The sequence below is a fragment of the Dyadobacter sp. CY312 genome, from assembly GCF_021390535.1.
Taxonomy (GTDB): Bacteria; Bacteroidota; Bacteroidia; order Cytophagales; family Spirosomataceae; genus Dyadobacter.
This window is the reverse complement of sequence record NZ_JAJUXG010000032.1, coordinates 1-21,440: the sequence shown is the minus strand read 5'-3', so window position 1 is coordinate 21,440 and position 21,440 is coordinate 1. Positions and strand designations below refer to the sequence as shown.

Annotated in this window: 17 protein-coding genes; 10 read left to right on the top strand and 7 right to left on the bottom strand. The window is 44.5% G+C overall.

All coding sequences use genetic code 11. From position 1 onward, the window contains the following. Positions 1–27 precede the first annotated feature (27 nt). On the bottom strand, positions 28–690 hold the full coding sequence (locus LZG71_RS28770) for a peroxiredoxin (protein ID WP_233826467.1): 663 nt from the start codon (positions 688–690) through the stop codon (positions 28–30). A 456-nt stretch (positions 691–1,146) separates the two neighbouring features. On the opposite strand from LZG71_RS28770, the gene LZG71_RS28765 reads away from it, so the two are divergent. The 6 genes from LZG71_RS28765 to LZG71_RS28740 all read left to right on the top strand — a co-directional run bounded on the left by LZG71_RS28765 (position 1,147) and on the right by LZG71_RS28740 (position 9,875). After that, positions 1,147–1,368, top strand: coding sequence for a hypothetical protein (locus tag LZG71_RS28765; protein ID WP_233826465.1), 222 nt, complete (start codon positions 1,147–1,149; stop codon positions 1,366–1,368). Between the two features lie 259 nt (positions 1,369–1,627). Beyond that, positions 1,628–2,275, top strand: a complete 648-nt coding sequence (locus LZG71_RS28760) for an RNA polymerase sigma-70 factor (RefSeq protein WP_233826463.1) — start codon at positions 1,628–1,630, stop codon at positions 2,273–2,275. Between the two features lie 70 nt (positions 2,276–2,345). Further along, positions 2,346–3,392: a FecR family protein gene (locus LZG71_RS28755; protein ID WP_233826462.1), complete on the top strand. Its 1,047-nt coding sequence runs from the start codon at positions 2,346–2,348 to the stop codon at positions 3,390–3,392. A 224-nt stretch (positions 3,393–3,616) separates the two neighbouring features. Continuing rightward, complete coding sequence (locus LZG71_RS28750; RefSeq protein ID WP_233826461.1) at positions 3,617–7,177, top strand: SusC/RagA family TonB-linked outer membrane protein; 3,561 nt, start codon at positions 3,617–3,619, stop codon at positions 7,175–7,177. A 14-nt stretch (positions 7,178–7,191) separates the two neighbouring features. Then, on the top strand, positions 7,192–8,931 hold the full coding sequence (locus tag LZG71_RS28745) for a SusD/RagB family nutrient-binding outer membrane lipoprotein (protein ID WP_233826460.1): 1,740 nt from the start codon (positions 7,192–7,194) through the stop codon (positions 8,929–8,931). Between the two features lie 95 nt (positions 8,932–9,026). Next, positions 9,027–9,875 (top strand): glycerophosphodiester phosphodiesterase family protein, encoded by an 849-nt coding sequence (locus LZG71_RS28740; protein ID WP_233826459.1) that lies wholly within the window; start codon positions 9,027–9,029, stop codon positions 9,873–9,875. An 84-nt stretch (positions 9,876–9,959) separates the two neighbouring features. Here the strand turns inward: LZG71_RS28740 and LZG71_RS28735 are convergent, their stop codons facing one another. Then, complete coding sequence (locus tag LZG71_RS28735; protein WP_233826458.1) at positions 9,960–10,193, bottom strand: hypothetical protein; 234 nt, start codon at positions 10,191–10,193, stop codon at positions 9,960–9,962. A 315-nt stretch (positions 10,194–10,508) separates the two neighbouring features. Between LZG71_RS28735 and LZG71_RS28730 the strand changes: the two genes are divergently transcribed. After that, a complete protein-coding gene (locus LZG71_RS28730) occupies positions 10,509–10,940 on the top strand; it encodes a transposase (protein ID WP_233826457.1) in 432 nt (143 codons plus the stop codon). A gap of 117 nt (positions 10,941–11,057) precedes the next feature. On the opposite strand, the gene LZG71_RS28725 is transcribed toward LZG71_RS28730, so the two are convergent. The 3 genes from LZG71_RS28725 to LZG71_RS28715 form a co-directional block, all read right to left on the bottom strand. Then, the gene (locus LZG71_RS28725; protein ID WP_233826455.1) at positions 11,058–11,567 is read right to left on the bottom strand and encodes an RES family NAD+ phosphorylase; all 510 of its coding nucleotides are present in this window, start codon (positions 11,565–11,567) and stop codon (positions 11,058–11,060) included. Next, entirely contained in the window at positions 11,560–11,964 is a 405-nt protein-coding gene (locus tag LZG71_RS28720; protein WP_233826453.1) for an antitoxin Xre-like helix-turn-helix domain-containing protein, read from the bottom strand. Before LZG71_RS28720 ends, LZG71_RS28725 begins: the two co-directional genes overlap by 8 nt. A 208-nt stretch (positions 11,965–12,172) precedes the next feature. Further along, a complete protein-coding gene (locus LZG71_RS28715) occupies positions 12,173–12,376 on the bottom strand; it encodes a hypothetical protein (protein ID WP_233826451.1) in 204 nt (67 codons plus the stop codon). A 136-nt stretch (positions 12,377–12,512) separates the two neighbouring features. On the opposite strand from LZG71_RS28715, the gene LZG71_RS28710 reads away from it, so the two are divergent. From LZG71_RS28710 to LZG71_RS28700, 3 genes are all read left to right on the top strand, one after another. Next, on the top strand, positions 12,513–12,872 hold the full coding sequence (locus tag LZG71_RS28710) for a hypothetical protein (protein ID WP_233826449.1): 360 nt from the start codon (positions 12,513–12,515) through the stop codon (positions 12,870–12,872). A gap of 895 nt (positions 12,873–13,767) precedes the next feature. Next, positions 13,768–16,566: a S8 family peptidase gene (locus LZG71_RS28705; RefSeq protein ID WP_233826447.1), complete on the top strand. Its 2,799-nt coding sequence runs from the start codon at positions 13,768–13,770 to the stop codon at positions 16,564–16,566. 96 nt (positions 16,567–16,662) lie between these two features. Further along, positions 16,663–17,742 (top strand): M57 family metalloprotease, encoded by a 1,080-nt coding sequence (locus tag LZG71_RS28700; protein WP_233826445.1) that lies wholly within the window; start codon positions 16,663–16,665, stop codon positions 17,740–17,742. Positions 17,743–18,200: 458 nt separating this feature from the next. Here LZG71_RS28700 and mobC read toward each other — a convergent pair whose 3' ends face one another. Together mobC and LZG71_RS28690 are read right to left on the bottom strand one after the other, a co-directional pair. Further along, a complete protein-coding gene (mobC, locus tag LZG71_RS28695) occupies positions 18,201–20,189 on the bottom strand; it encodes a conjugal transfer protein MobC (protein WP_233826443.1) in 1,989 nt (662 codons plus the stop codon). A gap of 12 nt (positions 20,190–20,201) precedes the next feature. Then, positions 20,202–21,440, bottom strand: a 1,239-nt coding sequence (locus LZG71_RS28690; protein WP_233826441.1) for a relaxase/mobilization nuclease domain-containing protein, incomplete at its 5' end; no start/stop codon positions are given.

Genomic DNA, 21,440 nt, shown 5'->3' with positions numbered 1-21,440 from the left:
CTGATAATTCCTGAGAATTGACATCCTTTATTTGCCTGGCTGCGGAACATAGCGCAGGTAGGGTTTAACCGTTTTCCAGCCTTGTGGATATATCTCCTTCGCCTCCGCGTCGGATACGGCGGGAACGATGATGACCTCTTCGCCGTCCTGCCAGTTTACGGGTGTCGCAACCCTGTGCAGGGCAGTGAGTTGCATGGAATCCAGCACACGGAGTATTTCGTGAAAATTCCGCCCGGTGGTCATAGGATAAGTCAGGTTCAGTTTGATTTTCTTGTCGGGGCCAATTATGAATACCGAACGTACCGTCTGATTTGTAGCGGCAGTTCTTCCCTCTGAACTGCCTGGTTCACCGGCGGGAAGCATATCATACAACTTGGCAATCGCCAGTTCCGGATCACCGATCATCGGGTAATTCACAGCATACCCTTGTGTTTCCTCGATGTCGGTTTCCCATTTCAAATGGCTTTCAACAGGGTCGATGCTCAGGCCGATCACTTTACAGTTTCGTTGCGCGAATTCAGGGGCAAGCCTGGCCATGTAGCCCAATTCGGTTGTGCAAACGGGTGTAAAATCTTTGGGATGGGAAAAAAGGATAGCCCAGCCATTGCCGATCCATTCGTGGAACCGAATTGTTCCCTGGGTCGTGTCGGCCTGGAAATCTGGCGCGATGTCGTTTAATCTTAAACTCATAATCGTTGACGGTTAGTTGGTTTATGGGGGTAAATAGGCGTTGCTGACTGTCAGAAAAGCGTGTACCGCTTTTTACAGGTCTCACATTCATAGCATTCGGGTTTGAGGCGTCCCAATGAAACAATTTTTGCAATCCGGCCTAGCAGGCACATTTTTTCAGATACAACCAGGTTCCCGCCGCATATCGTGCAGCTAATTCCGAAGACCTTCCGGTTGATGATTATTTTGTCCAGATCAAGCAAGCCCATAACACCGCCAAAAGTGGCTCGCCATGAGCGTAAGGGCAAAAAAAAGGGACGAACGAGGCTGTGGTGGGATGAATGAGCGGAAGTTTGGGAAACCATAGGCGTCAGCCTTGATGCCAAGAGCCCGTAAAAGCGTGTAGCGGTAGGATCTGCCGATGGGCAGTTTTACGGTTTGAAGGGGGAGTTCGCTGGGAAAAATATTTTCGATGAAATGGGTGTTGACCGAAAAGCGGCGATGGATGTGTATCCTGCTGGCGAAAGGACGCAGAAACAGGTTGTAAGATCTTCGGTGACGGAATCGGTGGCGCTTCTTAAAATAGAGATGCGCATTTTCATCATCGCCCTGATCGGCCCAATAAAAGTAATGATTGCTTTCAGGAACATGGCCGACTGCGAAAAAGTACTCTTTTTTGGAAGATGTCAGTGCTTGTAGGTTGTATCCGCAACATTTAGCTCATACACATTTAAAATCTCGGTGGAGTTGTTGCTGACGAGCACTGAATGCACGGTCATCACTGATTTTGACTGAGGCGTCATCGTTGACATTTTGGTGAAAGAATTTTTTATTAAAGTCAAGAAATACGAGTACATCCTAACCACAAATTGCCGGTTAACGTGACCGGTCATTTGTGTGCGTTTTTCGGGATGCCTTTTTTGTTATCAAATTGTTACGCCTAAACAATGTGGCATGAATGTTTTTAAATTTGCTGCAAAAAGACGCTGCGCGATACATGCGGAGCGCTGGAAAGCACAAAGGCGAAGGCGTTTGGAATGTCACTGGAAATATTTGTACTTCAAACCGTATGGTAACACATGATCACCAGAGAGAGGCATTTAAAATGCTGTACGACAAATATTTCAAAAGAATTTTCATTTTTATCTACAAACACACGGAGGACCAGGAAGAAGCCCAGGACCTTGCGCAGGAGGTTTTTCTGAAAATCTGGCTCAATCCCGGTTCTTTTTCCAAGGACATACCGCCGGTGGCGCAATTGCTCACCATTGCCAGGCAGCTGGTCATTAACCGTTACAAAAAAGAAGTGGTGCGTGAAAAGGCTTATAAAGGCTGGCGGGTGGAAAGATCGGAGGCTTCTTACGCTGGCAGTTGCGACAACACATTGCTTGAAGAAGAACTGGCGCAGCGGTTCAGGGCGACGTTAGATCTTTTGCCTCCGAAAAGACGTGAGATTTTTGAAAAAAGCCGTATCGACGGACTCTCTTACGAACAAATCGCCGAAGATCTCTCCGTTTCCCGCAGCACTGTGGAAAGCCAGATGGTAAAAGCGCTGAAACTGATGCGCAGCAAATTGCTCTTCCTGTTGCTCTGTTTTTTTTCTTAACAATTTGGTAATGATACCAGAGGCAAGGTGCCCGCCTTGTTTATTGTATAACTATATATAAACTATCACAATGATCAACCGCGAACTCCTTCAAAAGCTCAAAGAACGGCGCTGTTCCACTGACGAGCTGGCTGTAATAGCAGCATATTTTGACGCTGATGATCTTGACGAGATTGAAAAATTGCTGGATCAGGACCTGGAGGCGGCCGATAGGGTGACCGATGACGAAATGCTGAGAATGGTTAGCGAGGCGCAAGTAATGGTCTGGCAGGATCTGGGTGCGATTGCTTCCGGGAAATGGAAGCAGAAAGCCGAACCGGAAAAGAAGTTTTATGTAAACAGATGGTTTATCGCTGCGGCTTCCATGATTACCATGCTTGTAGCACTGGGTGCTGCATGGATACTGATGCGGGACAAAAAAAACAGTGAAACATTGGCTTCCCGCAGTCGCGGGGAATGGATACGTGCATCGAACCATACCACGAATGACCTGCCCGTAAAATTGCCTGACGGCACTGCGGTAATGCTCGCTGAGGGTAGCATTCTGTACTATCCGGAGGGGTTCAAAGGTGGTATGCGTAATGTGAGGTTACGAGGTGAAGCTTTTTTTGACGTCAAAAAAGATTCGCTGCACCCATTTACGATTTATACGGACATGGTGAAAATTCGGGTGCTGGGAACCAGTTTTTCCGTCCGGGAGCGGAAAACAGAAAGCTTTACGGAAGTGGGCGTGAAGTCGGGCAAGGTGCGGGTGGAATCGAATAGCTCGGGAAAGCAACTTTTGCTGGAACCCAATCAGCGTGCAGTGGCGAATGTAAAGGATGGAAGCCTTACAAAAACACTTGTAGCAAAGCCTGAAATACTCACACCGGTTGCTAAAATCCAGAGAATGGCATTTGGGGACGCGCCTGTATCGAGCGTCTTTGAGCAGTTGAGTCTGGCCTATCGGGTCGACATTGTGTATGACAAAGCGGTTTTGGGCGATTGCCCAGTAACTGCTGTTTTGAATGACCAACCTTTGTTTACCAAACTTCAAATGATTTGTCTCAGCATTGGGGCATCCTATCATTTGGAAGAAACCCAAATTGTGATCCGCGGCGACGGCTGTGGGAAGTGATCAGTATTTTATATGAAATAAGAAAAATCAAGAGCCTATGTAACATCAGATTCATTAAAAAAGAAAGCCATTGACGCTGGAACCGTCAATGGCTGGTCCTCCAAAACATGATGGCATGCCCAAGATATGGGTGGAGGATTGTATTGCCCCAACTTTTCACAGCAGAACAAACATTCAAATTTATGAAATGCAAACGACGAAACAGCACATTACTGCGGCTTGTCATGAAAATTACTTTAACTCAGCTTTCTATCCTTGTCTGGATGACAAGTGTAGCCTACGCTACTCCATTATCGGCTCAGGAACTGCTGGGCCGCAGGGTCAACCTGGAGGTCAATAAACAGCCTATCTATGCTGTGTTGGCGCAACTTGAAAAAGCGGCGGATGTTCAGTTCGTATATAGTGCAAGGGTAGTTGATTCCAAACAAAAAATTTCCCTAAATATGCATAATGAAAAACTGTCCGTGGTGCTTGAGACGGTTTTCGACCGTGCCAACATCAGCTGGGAAATTGTAGGCGGACAAATCATCCTTAAAAAGCGCCGTGTTTTGTCTGTTGATGCAGGTAAGGACTCTGTTCCAGAGACTTCTGTGGATGTGGAGAAGTCCATCAAGGGCAGTGTGAAAGATGCGGTTAACAAGGAAGTGTTGCCAGGTGTAAACATTCTGGTAAAAGGCTCTAACCAAGGTACTACTACAGATGAAAATGGTAATTTTTCCTTGTCCGTGCCCGATGATGCTCGGGTAACATTGACATTTTCTTTTGTAGGATATCTGTCACAGGAAATAACCGCCAATCCGGGATCGCCGGTTTCTGCTTTTCTGGCAGCGGATACCAAATCTCTTGAAGAAGTGGTGGTAACCGCTCTGGGTCGGCAACGGAAAACCAAAGCGCTCGGCTATGCAGTTGGAGAAATCAAAAATGAAGACCTGACCAAAGTGCCGCAGGATAATGTGGTTAATGCTTTGACCGGCAAGGTTCCGGGCGTAAGGGTGATCAACACATCGCCGGATCTGAACAGCGACCCGATGGTGATGATCAGGGGTTTTACTTCGCTTTCGGGAAATAATGCGCCGCTGATTGTGGTGGACGGACTTCCTACGGGCACGGACGTGAGCGTAATGTCCGATTTGAGCGCTGATAACATTGAAAGTGTGAACGTGCTCAAAGGCGCAAGTGCAGCAGCTTTGTATGGTTCAAGGGCTGGAAACGGTGTTTTGCTGATCACGACAAAAAACGGCAACACAGGAAAAAAAGGACTGGGCGTGAGTGTTAACGCTGCATACAGCGCCAGCATTCCGTACGGGTATGTTCCCATTCAGCAAAGGTTCGTGAACGGCTCCAACGGAAATTTCGATCAGACGAGCAATCTTTGGTGGGGACCTGAAATGGGCACATCGGTGGCCAGATTTGGTACAAGTGGCCTTGCCACACCGCTGGAACCGCATCCTGATAATGTGAAAGATTTTGTAGACATCGGGAGCAGTTTTGTGAATGATGTTACGATTTCGAATGCCAATGATAAGTTGAGTTTCTCTTTATCGCTTTCCGACACCCGGGCAAAAGGCGTTTACCCAAAGAGCAATCTGCGCAAGGATGCGATCTCGCTTTCAGCCACTTATAATTTCTCGGACCGGCTCAATGTCAGCGCCAATTTCAATTATCTCAATTCAGGATCGGATAATTTTAGAGGCGTTACATATAACAGCTATCCTTACGAGGATCTGTATTTTACTCCTAACTGGTTGGATGTAAATGATCTGAAAGATTATTGGGCCGAAGAGCATGTGCAACAAAATGTATGGTCCAACGGCTTCAACAACCCCTGGTTTACGGTAAATGAAAATATCAATACGTTTAAAAAAGTAAGGCCGTACGGAAACATCAAGCTGAGCTGGAACATCACCGATGACTTGAACCTGATGGCCAGGGTTGGAGGTTTCAACGAATCATATACCACAAAAAACAGGATTGCGAAATCGGAAAAATCAGTTCCGAATGGCGGTTATGCGCACCTGTCACGGGAATTTCAGGAAATTAATACGGATTTTCTTTTGAATTACAAAAAGAACCTGAGCGTGTTTTCGATTGACGCTTCTGTGGGTGGTAACCTTTTCTTCCAGAATAACTCCTTTGCCAATATCACCGGGCAGAACTTCGTTTTGCCAGGATTGTACACGGCAAGCAACATTGACCGGTCATCGGTAGGTTATTCATCGGCTCAGTCCAACAAGCGGATCAACAGTATTTACGCTATGGGTTCCTTTGGTTTCAAAGACGCGATTTTCCTTGAACTGACTGGCAGGAACGACGTTTCGAGCACGCTGCCCAAGGACAACAGGAGCTATTTTTATCCTGCCGCGTCGCTCAGTGTGGTGTTAAGCGATTTGTTCTCCTTGCCAAAAGCCATTTCTCTCCTGAAACTGCGCGGCGGGTGGGCAAAAGTAGGAAAAGACACAAGCCCTTATATGCTTGCTATGGCACTTTCCAGGGGAACCTGGGGCGATGCCACAACCTACTCTCTTCCTTCCAAAACGCCTACCAGCAACCTGTTGCCCGAAAGCACCATATCCTCGGAAATCGGGGCGGATATTTCGTTCTTGAAAAAAAGGGTTAGTTTGAACTTCACTTATTATGAAGTGCAGAACAAAAAGCAGATCACAGGGATTTCAGTTTCCAGTTCTACCGGATACACGGCTGCTAATGTCAACGCCGGCATTGTAAGGAACCGGGGAATGGAAGTATCGCTGCATTTTGTGCCGGTTCAGGCCAAATCGGTAAACTGGGATTTTACATTCAATTTTACCAAGGAAAAAAGCAAGCTGACGGGCTTGCCAACAGGTGTGAGCAATCACCAGTTTTGGGAAAGGGCTAACTTTTTCAACCAGACCCAACTCGGCGGAACCGTGGGCGACCTTTGGGGGCCAGACGTGAAAAGGGTGGCCGAGGGCGAATATAAAGGCTGGCCGCTGCTGAGTGCCAATGGTATGGCCCAGCAAGGTACCGGGAACATTCTGCTGGGTAATGTGATGCCCGATTTTACGCTGGGGCTGCAAACCAATTTAGCTGTCAAAAGATTTACTTTTTCAGCAAGTTTTGACTGGCGGCAGGGCGGTGAATATTATTCCGAAAGCATGAAGCGCCTCGCGCGGGACGGACGGACGGAAAGCTGGTATAAAGGCGAAGGGTCGAGCACATTCACCGGGATATTGAACAATAATTCCTACAATGGCGACAATGCTGCTCTGGCTGCGGAGATCAAATCCAATCCTGGTAAATACAATGCGATGGACGGCCTTACCTACGTAGGGGGCCGTAATGCAGAGTTGGGTGGTTTCTCCTACGGCGACAACATTGCCAACGGATCATTTTTCCCGGGTGTTATCGAAGGTGCCAATGGGGAGTATGTCGAGAATTTCGGGGATACAGGAACCAAATATTTCCGGACAGACCTGATAGCAGATCCAGGATCGGGTTATTGGAGCCGTGGAGTCCAGTCGTGGATATATGACGCCTCTTTCATCAAGCTCAGGGAATTTGCGGTAGCTTACAAACTGCCGGAAACTTTCACAAAACGCATTGCGTCCGGCGGGGTATCAGTTTCCCTTTTTGTTAGAAACCTCATGCTCTGGACCAAAGCGAAAAATCATCTGGACCCGGAATCTACGATCATGAACAACAGCGATCAGTTCTCATCCAGCCCTAATTACTCGCTCGGATACGACAGAGCTTCATTTTTCCCGTCAACGATGTCATCCGGGGTTAAACTTAACATTCAATTTTAAACGAACCCTCTATTATGATACTTGGAAAAAAAACAAGATTTATAAGCGTTCCGTTGATGCTGTGTGCCATTCTCTCATTGTTTGGCTGCGAGGACCTGACCGAGATCAACAAAAATCCCGACGCGCTGGGCGACGACCAGGTCAATCCGGCGTTCGTTCTTACGGGAGTGATTTCCAGCTCGGCTTCCAGGATTGCTTACCTTTCGTTTTCAGGGAACATTACCCAGCGTGTCGTTCCCGAAGCCATGCAATATACGCAGCGTGATTTCCTTGAATATTCGATCACAAACCAGTTTGCATGGTTGAAATCATCATTTGATTACGCCGGGCTAAACCAGCCCCTTGCCAATGCGGGTTATCTCGAACAACGTGCCAGGGGCAATCAGGATTCCCTGTTTTTGAAAGGAACTGCGAAAGTAATGCAGTCTCTCTGGTTTGGGTTGCAGACATCCGTCTGGGGCGATATCCCTTATTCGGAAGCACTCAAAGGCACGGAGAATTTACAGCCGGTGTTCGATAAGCAGATCGATGTATTCGCAGGCGTCATTAAATCCCTCGATGAAGCAAACACGGCGCTGTCGCAGGCAGGCCCTGTAAAATCACCGGGGATAAGCAAAGCAGACTTACTTTATGCAGGAGATATTACTAAATGGAGACAGTTTGCCAATTCGTTGCGGTTAAGATATTTACTTAGATTGTCGGCCAAGACGACCGAAATGAAAGCAGTTGGCGTGGATGTGACTGCCGAATTTCAGAAAATGGTTGCTGATCCTGCAAAATACCCGCTTATGACGAAGGCTGCCGACGACGCAGCTTTGCGGTTCCCAGGTACGAACACGACCGATTCCTATACATTAGGACCATTGATCACGACAACGACCTCGTCATTTTACCGGATCAAAGCGGCTTCCACAATGGTTGAATTCTTGAAGCAGCGCAAAGATCCGCGTTTGACCATATGGTTTAGGCCGGTGGACGTGCAAACGCTGGTCAGGGACAAAGGAGCGGATGTTGTGATTGCAAAGGATGCGGCAGGAGCGGTTAAGCGTTATGTGAAAACTTATCAGCCAGGGCTGGATACCGCATTGTATGTAGGATTGAAAATCGCCATGACCAATCCGGATAACCACAACAACAACCTGGCTGCTCACCGGATAGAGGCTGTTGCATTGAACAGCGCCATTTACAACAGCGGTGCCACCAACCCCTTTGTATCTTACCTGGGGGATGTTTACCGGGCTAACACCAATCCGATTGTAAAGGGGATATTTATTACGGCTTCGGAAGTGAATTTTATTCTGGCAGAGGCGGCTTCAAGAGGGTGGATTACCGGCTCGCCCTTGACTTATCTGCAGGCGGGGATTTCGGCTTCTCTGGATCATTTTGGTATCGCAAACGGGGATGCAAAAGTTTATAACCCCGCTTCGCATGCCACGGTTGCATTTGATAAAATGGCATTCCTGAACAGCATCGAGGCTGAATACGACGCAGCCGCTGATAAATTGGAGGTGGTCATGCAGCACAAATGGGTTTCTTCTTTCAGCACAATGGAAGGCTGGTTTGACCACCGGAGGACTGGTTACCCGAAGATTGGCCAGAACATTATCGATGGGGGCAAGGGCAACCAGATTCCGATCCGGTATATTTATGGAGATAGTGAAACCAACTACAATCCAGCAAATACCAAGGCAGCAATTGACAGACTTGTGCCTGCGGTAAACGACCAATGGTCCAAAATGTGGCTTTTACAGTAAAGTATTTAAGCTTTAACAAATCGGCAACCTGGTTATGGGTTTGCCGGTTTGTTATAACGTATTTTATTTTTTTCGATCAAATTTATTTAAACAACATGACCCGCTTAACTTTTGCTATTATACTTTTGGCATCCGTGTGGCAACCTGCCTTCGCCCAAAACCAGGCCGATAAGATCAGAAAAGAGTTTTTGAATGCATCGTCCAAAAATATCCTTGTTGCTGCGCATAGGGCGGTCCATCACCAGTATCCCGAAAATTCCGTCCCCTCGATTGCAGAAGCGGTCCGTCTTAGGATCGACATCATTGAGATAGACGTCCAGGTCAGTAAAGATGGCATTCCCATGCTGATGCACGATCAGAAAGTAGACCGCACCACCAATGGAAAGGGCAATCTGGAAGAGATGTATTATGAAGCGTTGCGTAAGTTGCGGCTCGTTGCCAATGGCAAGGTTACCAACGAAAAGATCCCGACACTGGAAGAAGCCCTTCAAGTGGCGAAAGGCAAGCTGCTGATCGACCTGGACCTGAAAACCAGTTGGATTGAGCCGATCATTGAAATTGTAAAAAAGACCAAAACAGAGGACATTGTTTTCTTTTTTGACAGTGATTACAAGGTTTTGTCCAAGGTTCATGCAGCTTCTGAAAAGCTAATGATGATGCCCAGGGCTTACAACCAGGCAATGGCTGACTCCGCCATCAGGTTATTCAGTCCCGAGGTCATCCATATTGATTCCAAATTCAACACAACGGAAGTGAACGAAGCGATTAAAAAGAAAAATGCGCGGGTGTGGATCAACGCCCTTGGAAAGCCAGATGAGCAAATCCGGACAGGAAATGTAAAAGAACCGATTACAGCGCTGATCAGCAAAGGAGCGAACATTGTTCAGACTGATGAGCCGCAAAAAATTCTGGAATATCTGCGCTCTGCGAATTTGCACGATTAAGACAGTCCTTTGAATTACTCTGTAAAAGCGGAAGCGGTTAATGTCTTGTTATATACGTTAATTGTTTCCGCTTTTGTTTTTAAGTTAATGGTATTCGTTGGGCGATATCTGCTTGCGGGCTTCGTAGACGATAAAACGTTGGTTGTATTCTTTCAGACCGGCTTCGTTGATCTTCTTCTGCGAATAAGTGGGCAGGTCGAGCCGCTCCTGCATGGGCAGCGAATTGGAAGGGTCTTTAAACGTATTTTTATCCTTCAAAAGATACACATCTCCATTCATCGTGTAAGCTTTAAACGCTAATTTTTTCTGGATTGACATGCAGGATCTGAGACAAGTGAGTATTGGAACTGGCGCGGGTCATCTAATCTTCCAGGGTCAGTTTACACATTTTTCGGTTCCTTGCCGACACCACATAAATGGAGCCATCGGACGTTTTCCGTACTTTTTCGAAAGCCATATTCATCCCGCGTGAAGCCATGAACTTTACAAGTCCATACAGGCCGAGACAGCCGATAAAGATCGCGATAGCAGAAAACGTCCGGATCAGTTTAAGAATGGTATTTTCTAGATAATGGAATGGTTTTTTGGACGGTTTGCCGCGCGATTTAAGCTCCGTCTAATTATAATGATAAAGTGGGAATTTTGAATTTTATTATCACACAGGCTAAGGCAGATGACAGGCAACCACTTAAAAATGAAAAGTTTATCGAAGTGGTGAATGGTAAACTTTATGCTGAGAAAGGATATATTTCTCAGCAATTATCGCAGCTTCTTTTTGTGGACGGTATACAATTGATTACAGGAATCAGAAATAAAATGAAAACCGGGTCGCCGGGCGACTGCCTTATGGAGTTAAGGGATAAAATATTACTCAGAAAGCGGTCTGTTATTGAAACTGTCAACGATGAATTGAAAAATATGTGCCAAGTTGAGCATTCAAGACATAGGTCATTTGCGAATTTCATAACCAATCTAATATCTGGATTGATCGCTTACTGCTTCTTGCCGAAAAAGCCCGCAATCAAATTTGAAACAACTATTACAAACCACATTACGCTATTTTAAAATCGAACTCAGGTTAGTAACATTGAACAGCATAGTCGAGATGGTTAGTCCGCTTTGAAGATGGAAGTAGCGTATCTTAATTTTTATGCTTCAAAATTTAAAGTTTTCCAATTGCATTTATGGATTTCTGACGTTCCACAGACGGGGATCTATGTTAAAAGCTTTGGTGCTTAAAATTTTAATTTCTGAATATTCCCTGTGCAAAGGATGAAGCAGGAAATTATATGACTCAGCAACTACTGCTGAGGGTACTTTGAGTGCCATTACATCCGGATCGTTAAGCCAATTTTCCAGTAACTGATGATTATCATAATAATTGGCTGGGTCACGCCAATTTGGAGATAATTTCTCAACCAATTTTGGTGTGCAGGCAAAAACCATAGTGATTAAAAATAGTCTTGGGAGATCCTGGTAGGGTAGGGCAGGTAAGTGAACCAATTGTTCCAGCAATGCCAGTTCAGGGCTTGAAGAAGTATAAAGAATACCTGTGCCGACAGGGTTCCATCTGCCACCATAACGTTTTGCTCCTTCGGATGATAACGGAGTATCTATAAATCGTTCTTTAACCAAGCGATATGCCATCGTTTGGTTATTAGCAGCCGGATCTGAAAAAATATGCTCAGGCATAAATGCCATGTTCAATGCGGCCTAAAACATTATGCACCATACCAATGCCCGTCGTGGTATCCAGCAGGGTAAGTGGGGCTTGCTGATGAAGCTCTGACAGTGGTATTCTGAGCCAGCGTCCAAGCACATCTGCCCGGCCGTCAAATACATCCAATCCATGCCCAAGAAGTTGTTCCAGCAGCAGCAGCCTTTCAGACGAGTTGTTATCCAGCAATGCATCGGGACGAAGTCGGTGCAGGGTGCGTTCTGATAAATTAAGGATTGGGGCCATTTCTTTATCGGTTAACCCTATTTTACCGGCAACCTCATCCGCTTTCCCGCGTTTGACTCCGGATCTTACCTGTTGTATGACTTCAAAGCTGTCACGGGAAAAGCCCGCTTCTAAAACTAAATCCATTTTTATAACATTTTGTCATAAATATAGCTGTCATTTGGCATTGAAACAATAGTAATAGTAAATAATAGTTTTTAGGTCATATCACTGACTGGAATTTGGAGCCACAGATCATCACAATTCGGAAATTGAGGACATGTCGTTTCGGTTGAAATTGACCATAATTGATCTATATTTCCTTGACTATTGACGAACAATAGTCTGTTGGTGGTCAATCTGCCACGGAATCAGGTGGTAACTCCGTCGGGATTCTCCAAACAGAGTTTTGAAAATCAAGAAATGCACCTGTTATGACAAAATCGCCTGGGTTCTGAAGTACAATTTGACGGTTGTTCTTACTGGTTGGTTCTACCTCAGGACTTCGGGTGCATGCTGCGGAAACTGGCAGAATTATATAAATCAGATATTTTTTCATTGTTCACTTAGTCAAACTTTATTTACATCAATATCTAATCTGCAAATTTTAATAATTTGAATAAATTCTATAACTTAGCGATGTTTTGTACAATTAGTATTACGTTGTCTATTTTTTCACTTCAAACGAATAAACCATGAAAAAATTTAACGTTTGTTTATCGCTTTTCTTTGCAGGTGCTGTTCTGCTCTGTTCTAAGGAGCGAAATGTGGATGTCGTAAACGTGGATTCGTTGTCTAAAAACAAATCCGGAGAATCAGATGCTCGAGTGGGGCCTGGATATTCTTGGAACTTTTCCACAAGCAGTTTTCCGGGTGAGTATTTTGATCCACCAGGCAGTAATACAGTTTTCTTGGGTATATCCGCCACAATAAGTTGGAGTGACTGGTGGACTTGTATGAATTACTCAGGCTCTAACTGGTTACCAAGCCTTGCATCGGGTCCGGTAGGGCCAACTGTGACCTGCACCTTCCATACATTTATACCATCGGGCTGATCATGCATGGAAGTATTTCCAATGGCAGATTTGATTTACCCGGCAGCAATAACTTCCGTTGGTAATTTTTGGGATGATGACTATCTATACTTCGTAAAGAGTTCTTTCTCGGATGTACTGCGGGTGATTTATCTTGAAAAACGAGCTAATTAAAATTAAGACAATGCTTCACAGGTTTTGAATATAGATTACAAATAAGGGTGACAGCAACCACTATTGTTGTATTTGCCCTAATTTGAATTTTGCCATCCTCAAGATGTGATAAACATTTTACTTAATTCTATTATTAGCTGTAATTAACAGTATAAAAATCAGATAGGATTGATAATATCTATAGCCAGCTCTGGAAAAAACTGATGGACTTAAAGAAGCTGTTGAGATAAAAAGTGTCGTCCCAAGGATAAGGCTTGTTATTTATGAAGCTCTTTAATTTTTTTATCCGATGCTTTAACAATTGGAGAATTCTCGTAGCTTGACAACAATATTCCTTGGTTGACTGAGCACACGCATGCCTTTCTTTGGTCATGTAAAAAGCTCTTGATCGAATCAATAGCCCAGATGTCGTCAAAATCTTTGTACACCATTTCCGCTGGCCCTTCATCATGTGCCCTGCATTGCGTGTTCAGACCCATATTTGCCCAAAACAAAATCCGGGTTACCGTTTCCGTTGAAATAATCAACCAGTATTTTATTCCATCATCCGATAAATAGTTTGATAGAATAATATTTGTTTACTTAATTATATTCTTTATATATTTATAAAAAAAACTTGACAGAACGAGGCAACTACTTCTACGGAATATACCTTTGTTAAAATATGCACTATGGACGCCTAGCAGCCTGGATATTTTTATTTTTCAGTTTTAACACTTACTCCCAACGGATCCCATTGGAAATGAATCATTCAGATTTTTATTTTTACAATCTGCTTGCCGACAGCACTACTACACATATACGCAACGATACTTCTACCTTTTACCTGGCAAAAATATCTTCTGAAAGCACCAGGTTTTTCAGAGAAAGTCTAAATGTTGTTCGTCAGCTAGAAAGTGATTTGTATATCATAAGAACCTCGCCTCTATGGGTAAAAAACAACCTCAGCAATTTTGTGTTTATACGAATGGCTAACAATAGCTTTAAGCTGTCACCTTCGCTCATTAACAAAAATGATTTGGAATTGAATAGTAAAAAAATCTTTCATATCACCGTCAATAACAACGATTCCTTCGAAGAACTGCTCTCTGTTAACCCCTTAAAATATACACTCAAGCAGTCGTTTGCGGATATCAATACATTTATATTAGAATGTGAGTACGACTTCATAAAAACCGTATTGATAAATGATGAAAATGTTATTTATATTGAAAGTGGAGATCGGCAACTCATAGAAGAAAGGGAAAGTCAGTCACTCAACTTCAAAACACCGGTTAATGAAATCAATCTGGTACATAGCGAGTTTCCTGAAATTAATGGATCTGGAATAACCGCATCCATAAAAGAGAATTTATTTGACACAACAAATATTGACTTTAAGGGAAGGATCCGGTCAACACCGGAAATAAGTAGTCAAGCATCTACCCATGCTACACAAATGGCTAGAATTATTGGAGGCGGAGGCAATTCTCATTATTCTGCAAAAGGGGTGGCATGGAAAGCAAATTTAAGTTCCTCCAGTGCTAATGTATTGCTACCAAACACCAACGACTTCTATCTGCAACACCATATCACTGTCCAAAATCATTCATACGGTGTTGGGATTGAAACCTTTTACGGAAATGATTCGAAAGCATATGATTATAGTACCGCAAATAACCCGTCATTGATTCACATTTTTTCTGCGGGAAACAGTGGCGAAATCAGTTCCAATGAGGGTATTTATAAAATGATACCAAATTTTGCAAACCTTTCAGGCAGTTTTAAGGCCGCGAAAAATGTATTAACAATAGGAACAGTGAATAGTGAAGGCAAAGTTCGGCCAATTAGCTCAAGAGGGCCCACAAACGACGGACGCGTCAAACCAGAACTTGTGGCTTTTAGCGACAACGGCACTTCGGAGTCTGCTGCTACGGTTTCTGGAATTGCTTTGTTACTTCAGGATGCTTATAAGAAGTCGAATTCAGGAAGCCCTCTTGAAAATGGGTTATTGAAAGCAATACTTATTAATGGCGCTGATGATGTTGAATCCGACGGAATTGATTTTCTGTCTGGCTATGGAAGTGTAAATGCATATGCTTCAATTGAGAATATTCACACTAAAAGGTATATTATAGATTCAGTATCGCAAACAAGTCCAACGAAAACATTTCAGCTAAAAATTCCAAAAAATGCTTGTGAATTGAAGATTTCGTTAGTCTGGATCGATCCACCAGCAGCTCCTAATTCATACAGAAGTATAATTAACGACTTAGACTTAAGCTTGAAAGACAATATTTCGACAAAAGAATTGTATCCATGGGTTCTAAATCATTTTCCCGATAGTGATTCCTTGCGGCTCATTGCCAAGACTGGTCGTGACAGTATAAATGTAGTTGAACAAATCACAGTACCATCACCGATCTCGGGAGATTACTACATTAACGTCAAAGCTTATCATTTGCAAACAAGCAGTCAGAAATTCTTTGTTGCTTACAAGTGGGATACCTTAAATAAGTTCAAGTGGACATATCCGGTAGATCGTGACCAAATTGAAATTGGATCGGGAGTCAATTTCCGATGGAAAACTACATTTAAAAGCAAGAAGGGACGACTGGAATACTCCCAGGACAACGGTCAAACATGGGAGGTTATTAATTCAGGGGTCGATTTGTCTAAAAACATCTATCACTGGAATACTTTAAATAGTATTGGTACATTTCAAGCTAGAATGATAATTGATACTGTGTCTTTTAATACCAAGAAGTTTAGTATTTCATCTCCCATTATTCCGTCAGTGGGTTACAATTGCCCAGATTCAGTTCTACTTCACTGGAAACCGGGTCTCAATGCAATTCGGTATGAGGTATTTAATTTGGATCGAAATTATTTAAAACAGATAGCTGCGGTCACAGATACTATTGTCAGCATTCCTCAAGGCTCTTTATCAACACCGTACCTGGCAGTGTCAACTATTCTTGATAATCAATTAGTAGGCAATAAAGGGCTCACTTTTGATATTAATGATCAAGGAACAGGCTGTTATTTCAAGTCTTTTTTAGTTGACCATTATGGCCAAACTGCGGCAAAACTTTTAGTTTCCTTTGGTACTACCTATAATTTAAAACTCTTATTTTATGAAAAATTAAGCAAGTCTGGTTGGGTTACACTCTCACAGCAGGCGATTGGTGTAGATTTTACCTATAATTTTATAGACGAAAATCCTAGTGAAGGAGTGAATTTTTATAGAATTAGGCTCAGATTAAATGGAAATATAGAGGTAGTAAGTGAAGTTGTTTCTCTGTATTTTATAGTGAACACAAGCTTTATCATCTATCCAAATCCTGTTAAAAATGATCAGATACTTTATATTCTATTCAGAGAATACGATAATTATAACCTGAAAATTTACGATTCCCTGGGAAGAACAGTACTTGGAGATCAGCAATTAAACAGTCTATTCGGAAGCGTTCGCTTGAACATGCTTCTTCCCGGAAACTATATTATTGAGATTGCCAACTCACATGGCAATAAATACAGGCAGAAGATAATAGTCATATAGATAGGTATTTCCTGATAATCTTATATTTTTCTCAACTAATCTTTAATCAAAATGAAAAAATTGCAATTATTACTCGGTTGTTTTTTTGTTTTTGGAATGACACTTCTGTCTTGTGAAAGAAGCCAAAATGAAAAGTTGATTTCAATCCCAAATGAGGTTGTTCCAGATGATGTATTACGAGGAATCAAACAATTAGGATTTCGAACTGATGACGTTAAAAAATGGCAAAACGGCTACGTCGTTGAGGGAGATATATTTTTAACAGCGAAAGACTTCAATCGCCTCGGTGACACATTGGCTTCTAACTCCATACGTATCGCTGAGTCTGAGCAATACAGGCTCGGCAATTACGTAACCACTCCAAGGGCAATTAAAATAATCTGTAATTTACCTGGTGTATACATTACAGCGACTGACATTGCCATTGCGCGATACAATGCTTTAGGGCTCAAACTTACATTTCAAAGAGTAGCTGCTGTTTCCGGAGCCAATAATATAAGCCTTAATCCTGTCAATCTAGGTGCGAATATTTGGGGGCAATCCCCAATTCCATCGGGAGGAATACCTGCGAGTAATATCTCAATCAATAACGCTGCTGTTGGAGGAATGGGTCCCACCCCGGACGTGAATTTCGCCGCAACTGTAATTGCACACGAAATCGGACACGCTATTGGCTTGCATCACACCGATTATCTGGACCATAGCTTCAGCTGTGGCGGACCAGCGGCCGCTCCTGAACCAGCTCATGGAGCGGTTCATATTCCTGGCACACCTACAGGAGGAGACGCTGCCAGCTGGATGCTCGCATGTATAGGTGCGGGAACAAACAGGCCCTTTAACGCAAATGACATAACCGCACTAAACTATATGTACGGATCGATTCCATGTAACAATTCAGTTAATGGTATGTATCATACAATGCGTGGCTCGACGGGTGTATCTATTAATTGGAACTGTGCTGTTCCTGTCGCAAACATTACATGGCAAATTCGGGATTCCGGGGGGAATCTTATATCTTCCGGTTCAGGACAAAGCAGATGTGATGAAACTGGAGTTATATTTAACGCTCCTGTAGGCAGCAGTGTAGATATGACATTTACGCCACAATGTGTCCCGGGCGGAATATACTCTGGAATTCCTGTAGCGGGACCAAGCTCATACTCTTTCTTCAATTAGCTTCCATTTAAATCAGGGAATAGAATAAAATAGTCAAATGTCAGAAAAGTTATAACTACTTGAAGGGTTAAGGCTTTTCTGACATTTTCAATATCACTAAATCGAAGATGCAAACCCAGCTAAGGGTATATTTGCGATTTGAGAAGTGAAGCATTACAGATAGAAACCTGCACAATACACTTTGTGAAACTGAACGTGAGTGTATTCAAATCACCCTTTCGTTTGGATATACCTGAAAAAAATATTGATTTATTGGTCACTACAATCATATTGGTCGTAGCTTGTAGACGTCAGCTTAGGCTGGAAAGCCCGGAATTCTACGCTCTGGGGTTCAGAAGTTATTTGAACTTCCAGAGCTGATCGTGAAGCCTACTGGCTTGGTTCCTTTGTCTGATTCCGATCAGCGTACGCGTCGACAGGTTGCGTAAATACGGGCTTCTGTCTGTCAGTAATAGGGCCTATTTGACCAGCACCAGATATTGCAGCTCAGGATCATTGAGCATACGGGCTATTTCCGAATCGATCAGGTCCGCAATGTCCTGTCTGATCTGATCAAAGTTTCTTTGAACGATTCCGTCAACCAGGTTTCTTATCAGGGGGACATCCCTGTAGGCGGTTTGCTGTTTTCTGATCTGCTGGTGGTCATTGATGATCTCGCACTGAAATGCTTTCAGTTCGATTTTCTGATCCGGGTTATCCGACATCAGACCAACAAATTCTCCTGAGCTGAGCGCGTTGATTCTGGATGGAGGTATGGCCGTATCCAACTGCTTTGAGCGGCTTACAGAGGTATCTGTCCTGTTAATCGAAAAGCTGGTGCGGTCCTGCATGATTCTGCCCACACGTTCGGAGAGCTGCTTGGCTGTATCCCCCGAGACCTGTCCGCTGATAATATTACCGGTAATGTTCATAATCACATCGGCCTGCTCTCTTCCGTACTCCTTTCTGAGTTGGCTCAGATCCTGCAGGCCCAGGGTAGTCGACACCCTGTTGCTGCGCGCTGTGGCCATCAGACTGTCGACGTGGTTGAGGTAGATGGTCGGAAATTCGTCGAAAATCAGACTGCTTTTCAGCTTTCCCTTTTTGTTTACCAGTTTGATCAGTCTTGTCACGTACAGAGAAAGCACTGCACCATAGGTTAGTATTTTCTCAGGATTGTTTCCCATGCAAACGATTTTGGGCTCTTTGGGATCATTGATATCAAGGCTAAAGTCATTTCCGGACAGAACATAGTACAGTGAAGCTGATGAGAGTCTTGCCATCGAGATCTGTGCAGTGGCAATCTGGCCTTCCAGCTGCTGGGTCGCATCGTTTATAAAAGCGGAAACAAACGGGCTGATCAGGGTCTGTATCTCGGGCTCAGTGCGGAGGATGGTAAAGAGTTTATCCTGCTGAACCTGCATAAGCTCGATGACATGGGGAAGCGTGCAGAAGGCGCCATTGTGGTATTTTCTCAGAAACCAGATGATTGCTGTCAGGAAGTTGATAGGCGACTCGACAAAAAAATCACCCTGGCGTTTGATCCATTCTTTGTTGAGTCCCATCAGGATCGTCCTTGCGGATTCAGCGGCATCTGTAATGTCCAACAAGCCGGAGGGTTCTATCGGATTGCACCTGTGAGAGCGTGAAAGGTCGTCAAAGTTGATCACATAAAACCGTGGCATCACCTTGTAGACATGTTTGTTTTGCAGCCAGGTGTTGTAGGTGATTTTGGTCAGATCATCGAATTTAAAGTCATAGACGAACATACTGAAGCCCTTTTGGATGTGCTGGGCTATGATGTGACGGATCACAAAGTAGGTCTTGCCTGACCCGGGTGATCCCAGCACCAGGATACCCCGGAAAGGGTTGATAAAATTGATCCAGCTCCGGCGCAGTCTTCCTTTCAGGTAGTAGCGGGCCGGAAGGTTGATCGAATACTGGTTTTCGATCAGTTTTTCGCTTTGCGGAAAACTTTCATTGTACCTGTTGAAAATATCCTGTCCGGTTAGTTTCAGCCGGATTACCCTTGAGAGCATCGTGCCGGCTGAAAGAATCAGCAGGTATCCGGCCGTGCAGACAAAAAAGTAAATACAGCTCACTGATCTGGCGCCGGCATCGACAGCCAGAATGGACTGACTCAGAAAGTATATGCAGACTCCTGCTGCGATATAAAGCAGCAGCACTCCGGTGCTGAGCTTTTCCTCTTTCCTGCCTTTGGCCCCCAGCAGTGATATGGCCAGTAAACCCAGCGCAAACAGTTTGGTTTTAACAAACGAGCTGAAAAGACCGGTTTTAGCGATGTTCTCAATGATGCGGTCTGTGAAAGGTGAGACAAGGTCCCATCCGGCAAATGCCGTGTAGCAATAATAGTAGAAGTGCAGACCTAAAAGAGCCAGACTGATCAGTCTGGTCATATCCAGAATCCTGTGAAGCGCATGGTCGTTTTCTCCGGTATTCGATGCCATTTTGATCTTTTATTAGAGTTGTTGGTTGAGTCTTTTGTGTTTTCTTTTCCTTGTTTTTCTTAGCTGCCAGGGCAGGTAATGATCTGCTGTGAGCGGCTCAAAAAGAAGATCCAGGTTATGCTCGCTGCCGCCCTGATCGGAACCGGAATGTATATTGCCCGGATGCTGCGGTCCGGGTCTGTTATATTCCGGCGTGCCCTGGTCTGAGCGGGGCACCTGCACTGGTATCTGCCGCCGGTCATAGTCGCGGCCGGCGCAGCGGTCCAGGATTGCCGATGGCGTGTAGGCTCTTCCGAGATCAGATGATGTGAATACGGATTTTGTTTTAAAATCAACGTATATCATATCAGCTATCAGCCCCTGTTTGTTTTGACGCACTACTGTTTTGATTCCCTCCTTATCCAGCGATTCGGTCAGCGTGCGCAACGACCCGTCCGGCACGCGCAGCAGCTTCAGATCAATCATGCTGCGAAGCCTTGGCCCATGGACCTGCCTGGTGAGCTGATTGATTTCAAACCGCTTTTCAAGGTAGCTCAGCGTTGGCCTGCCGGGTATGCTGCTGGCCTTTACCGGCGCACCTGTCATCTTACCCTCTGAATCCAGAATCCGGTAGACCAGCCCCCTTCGCCTGAATGTCTCAGAGGTCTGTGTTCCTCTCTGAGCACTTACATTATACTGGCCCAGCACTGCATTCAGCTCGGAAAGTGAGCCGTATCTGTAGACAGGCAGTACTGCGTTCAGAACGGCCGAAATGGCTGCTACGGTCTGCTGTTTTCCGTACTGAATCCTTTGTGCGCTCAGCTGCTGCTGCTGGCTTTTGCCCTGCGCAGCCAGCAGACCGTAGTCAAGCTCAATTTGCTTTCTTGCTTTCTCGGACTGGTTGCGTCCGATATTGAGTATATCGATCCGCTGGCCGTTGCGTCTTACAATGGTTGATACAATGTGCACATGCGGATGGGCAGCGTCGTGATGCTGGTATACCAGAAAGGGTTGCGCTCCAAATCCGATCTGCTTCATGTATTGCTGTGCTATCTGGTTGAGCCTGGTTTTTGAAAGCGCTTCGGAGGGATGAAAATTCAGTGAGATGTGAATACTGTTTCTTTTCACATTCTGGTTCATCGCACTGATTTTCAAAAGCATGTTTAATCTTTGTGTGGCGGTCAGATCATCTGCATCGGCAGGGTAGTTGTATGCCAGTATGCATGCTGCGGTACCCTGGGAGATTTTGTTTTCGTTGTAATATACAGCGGC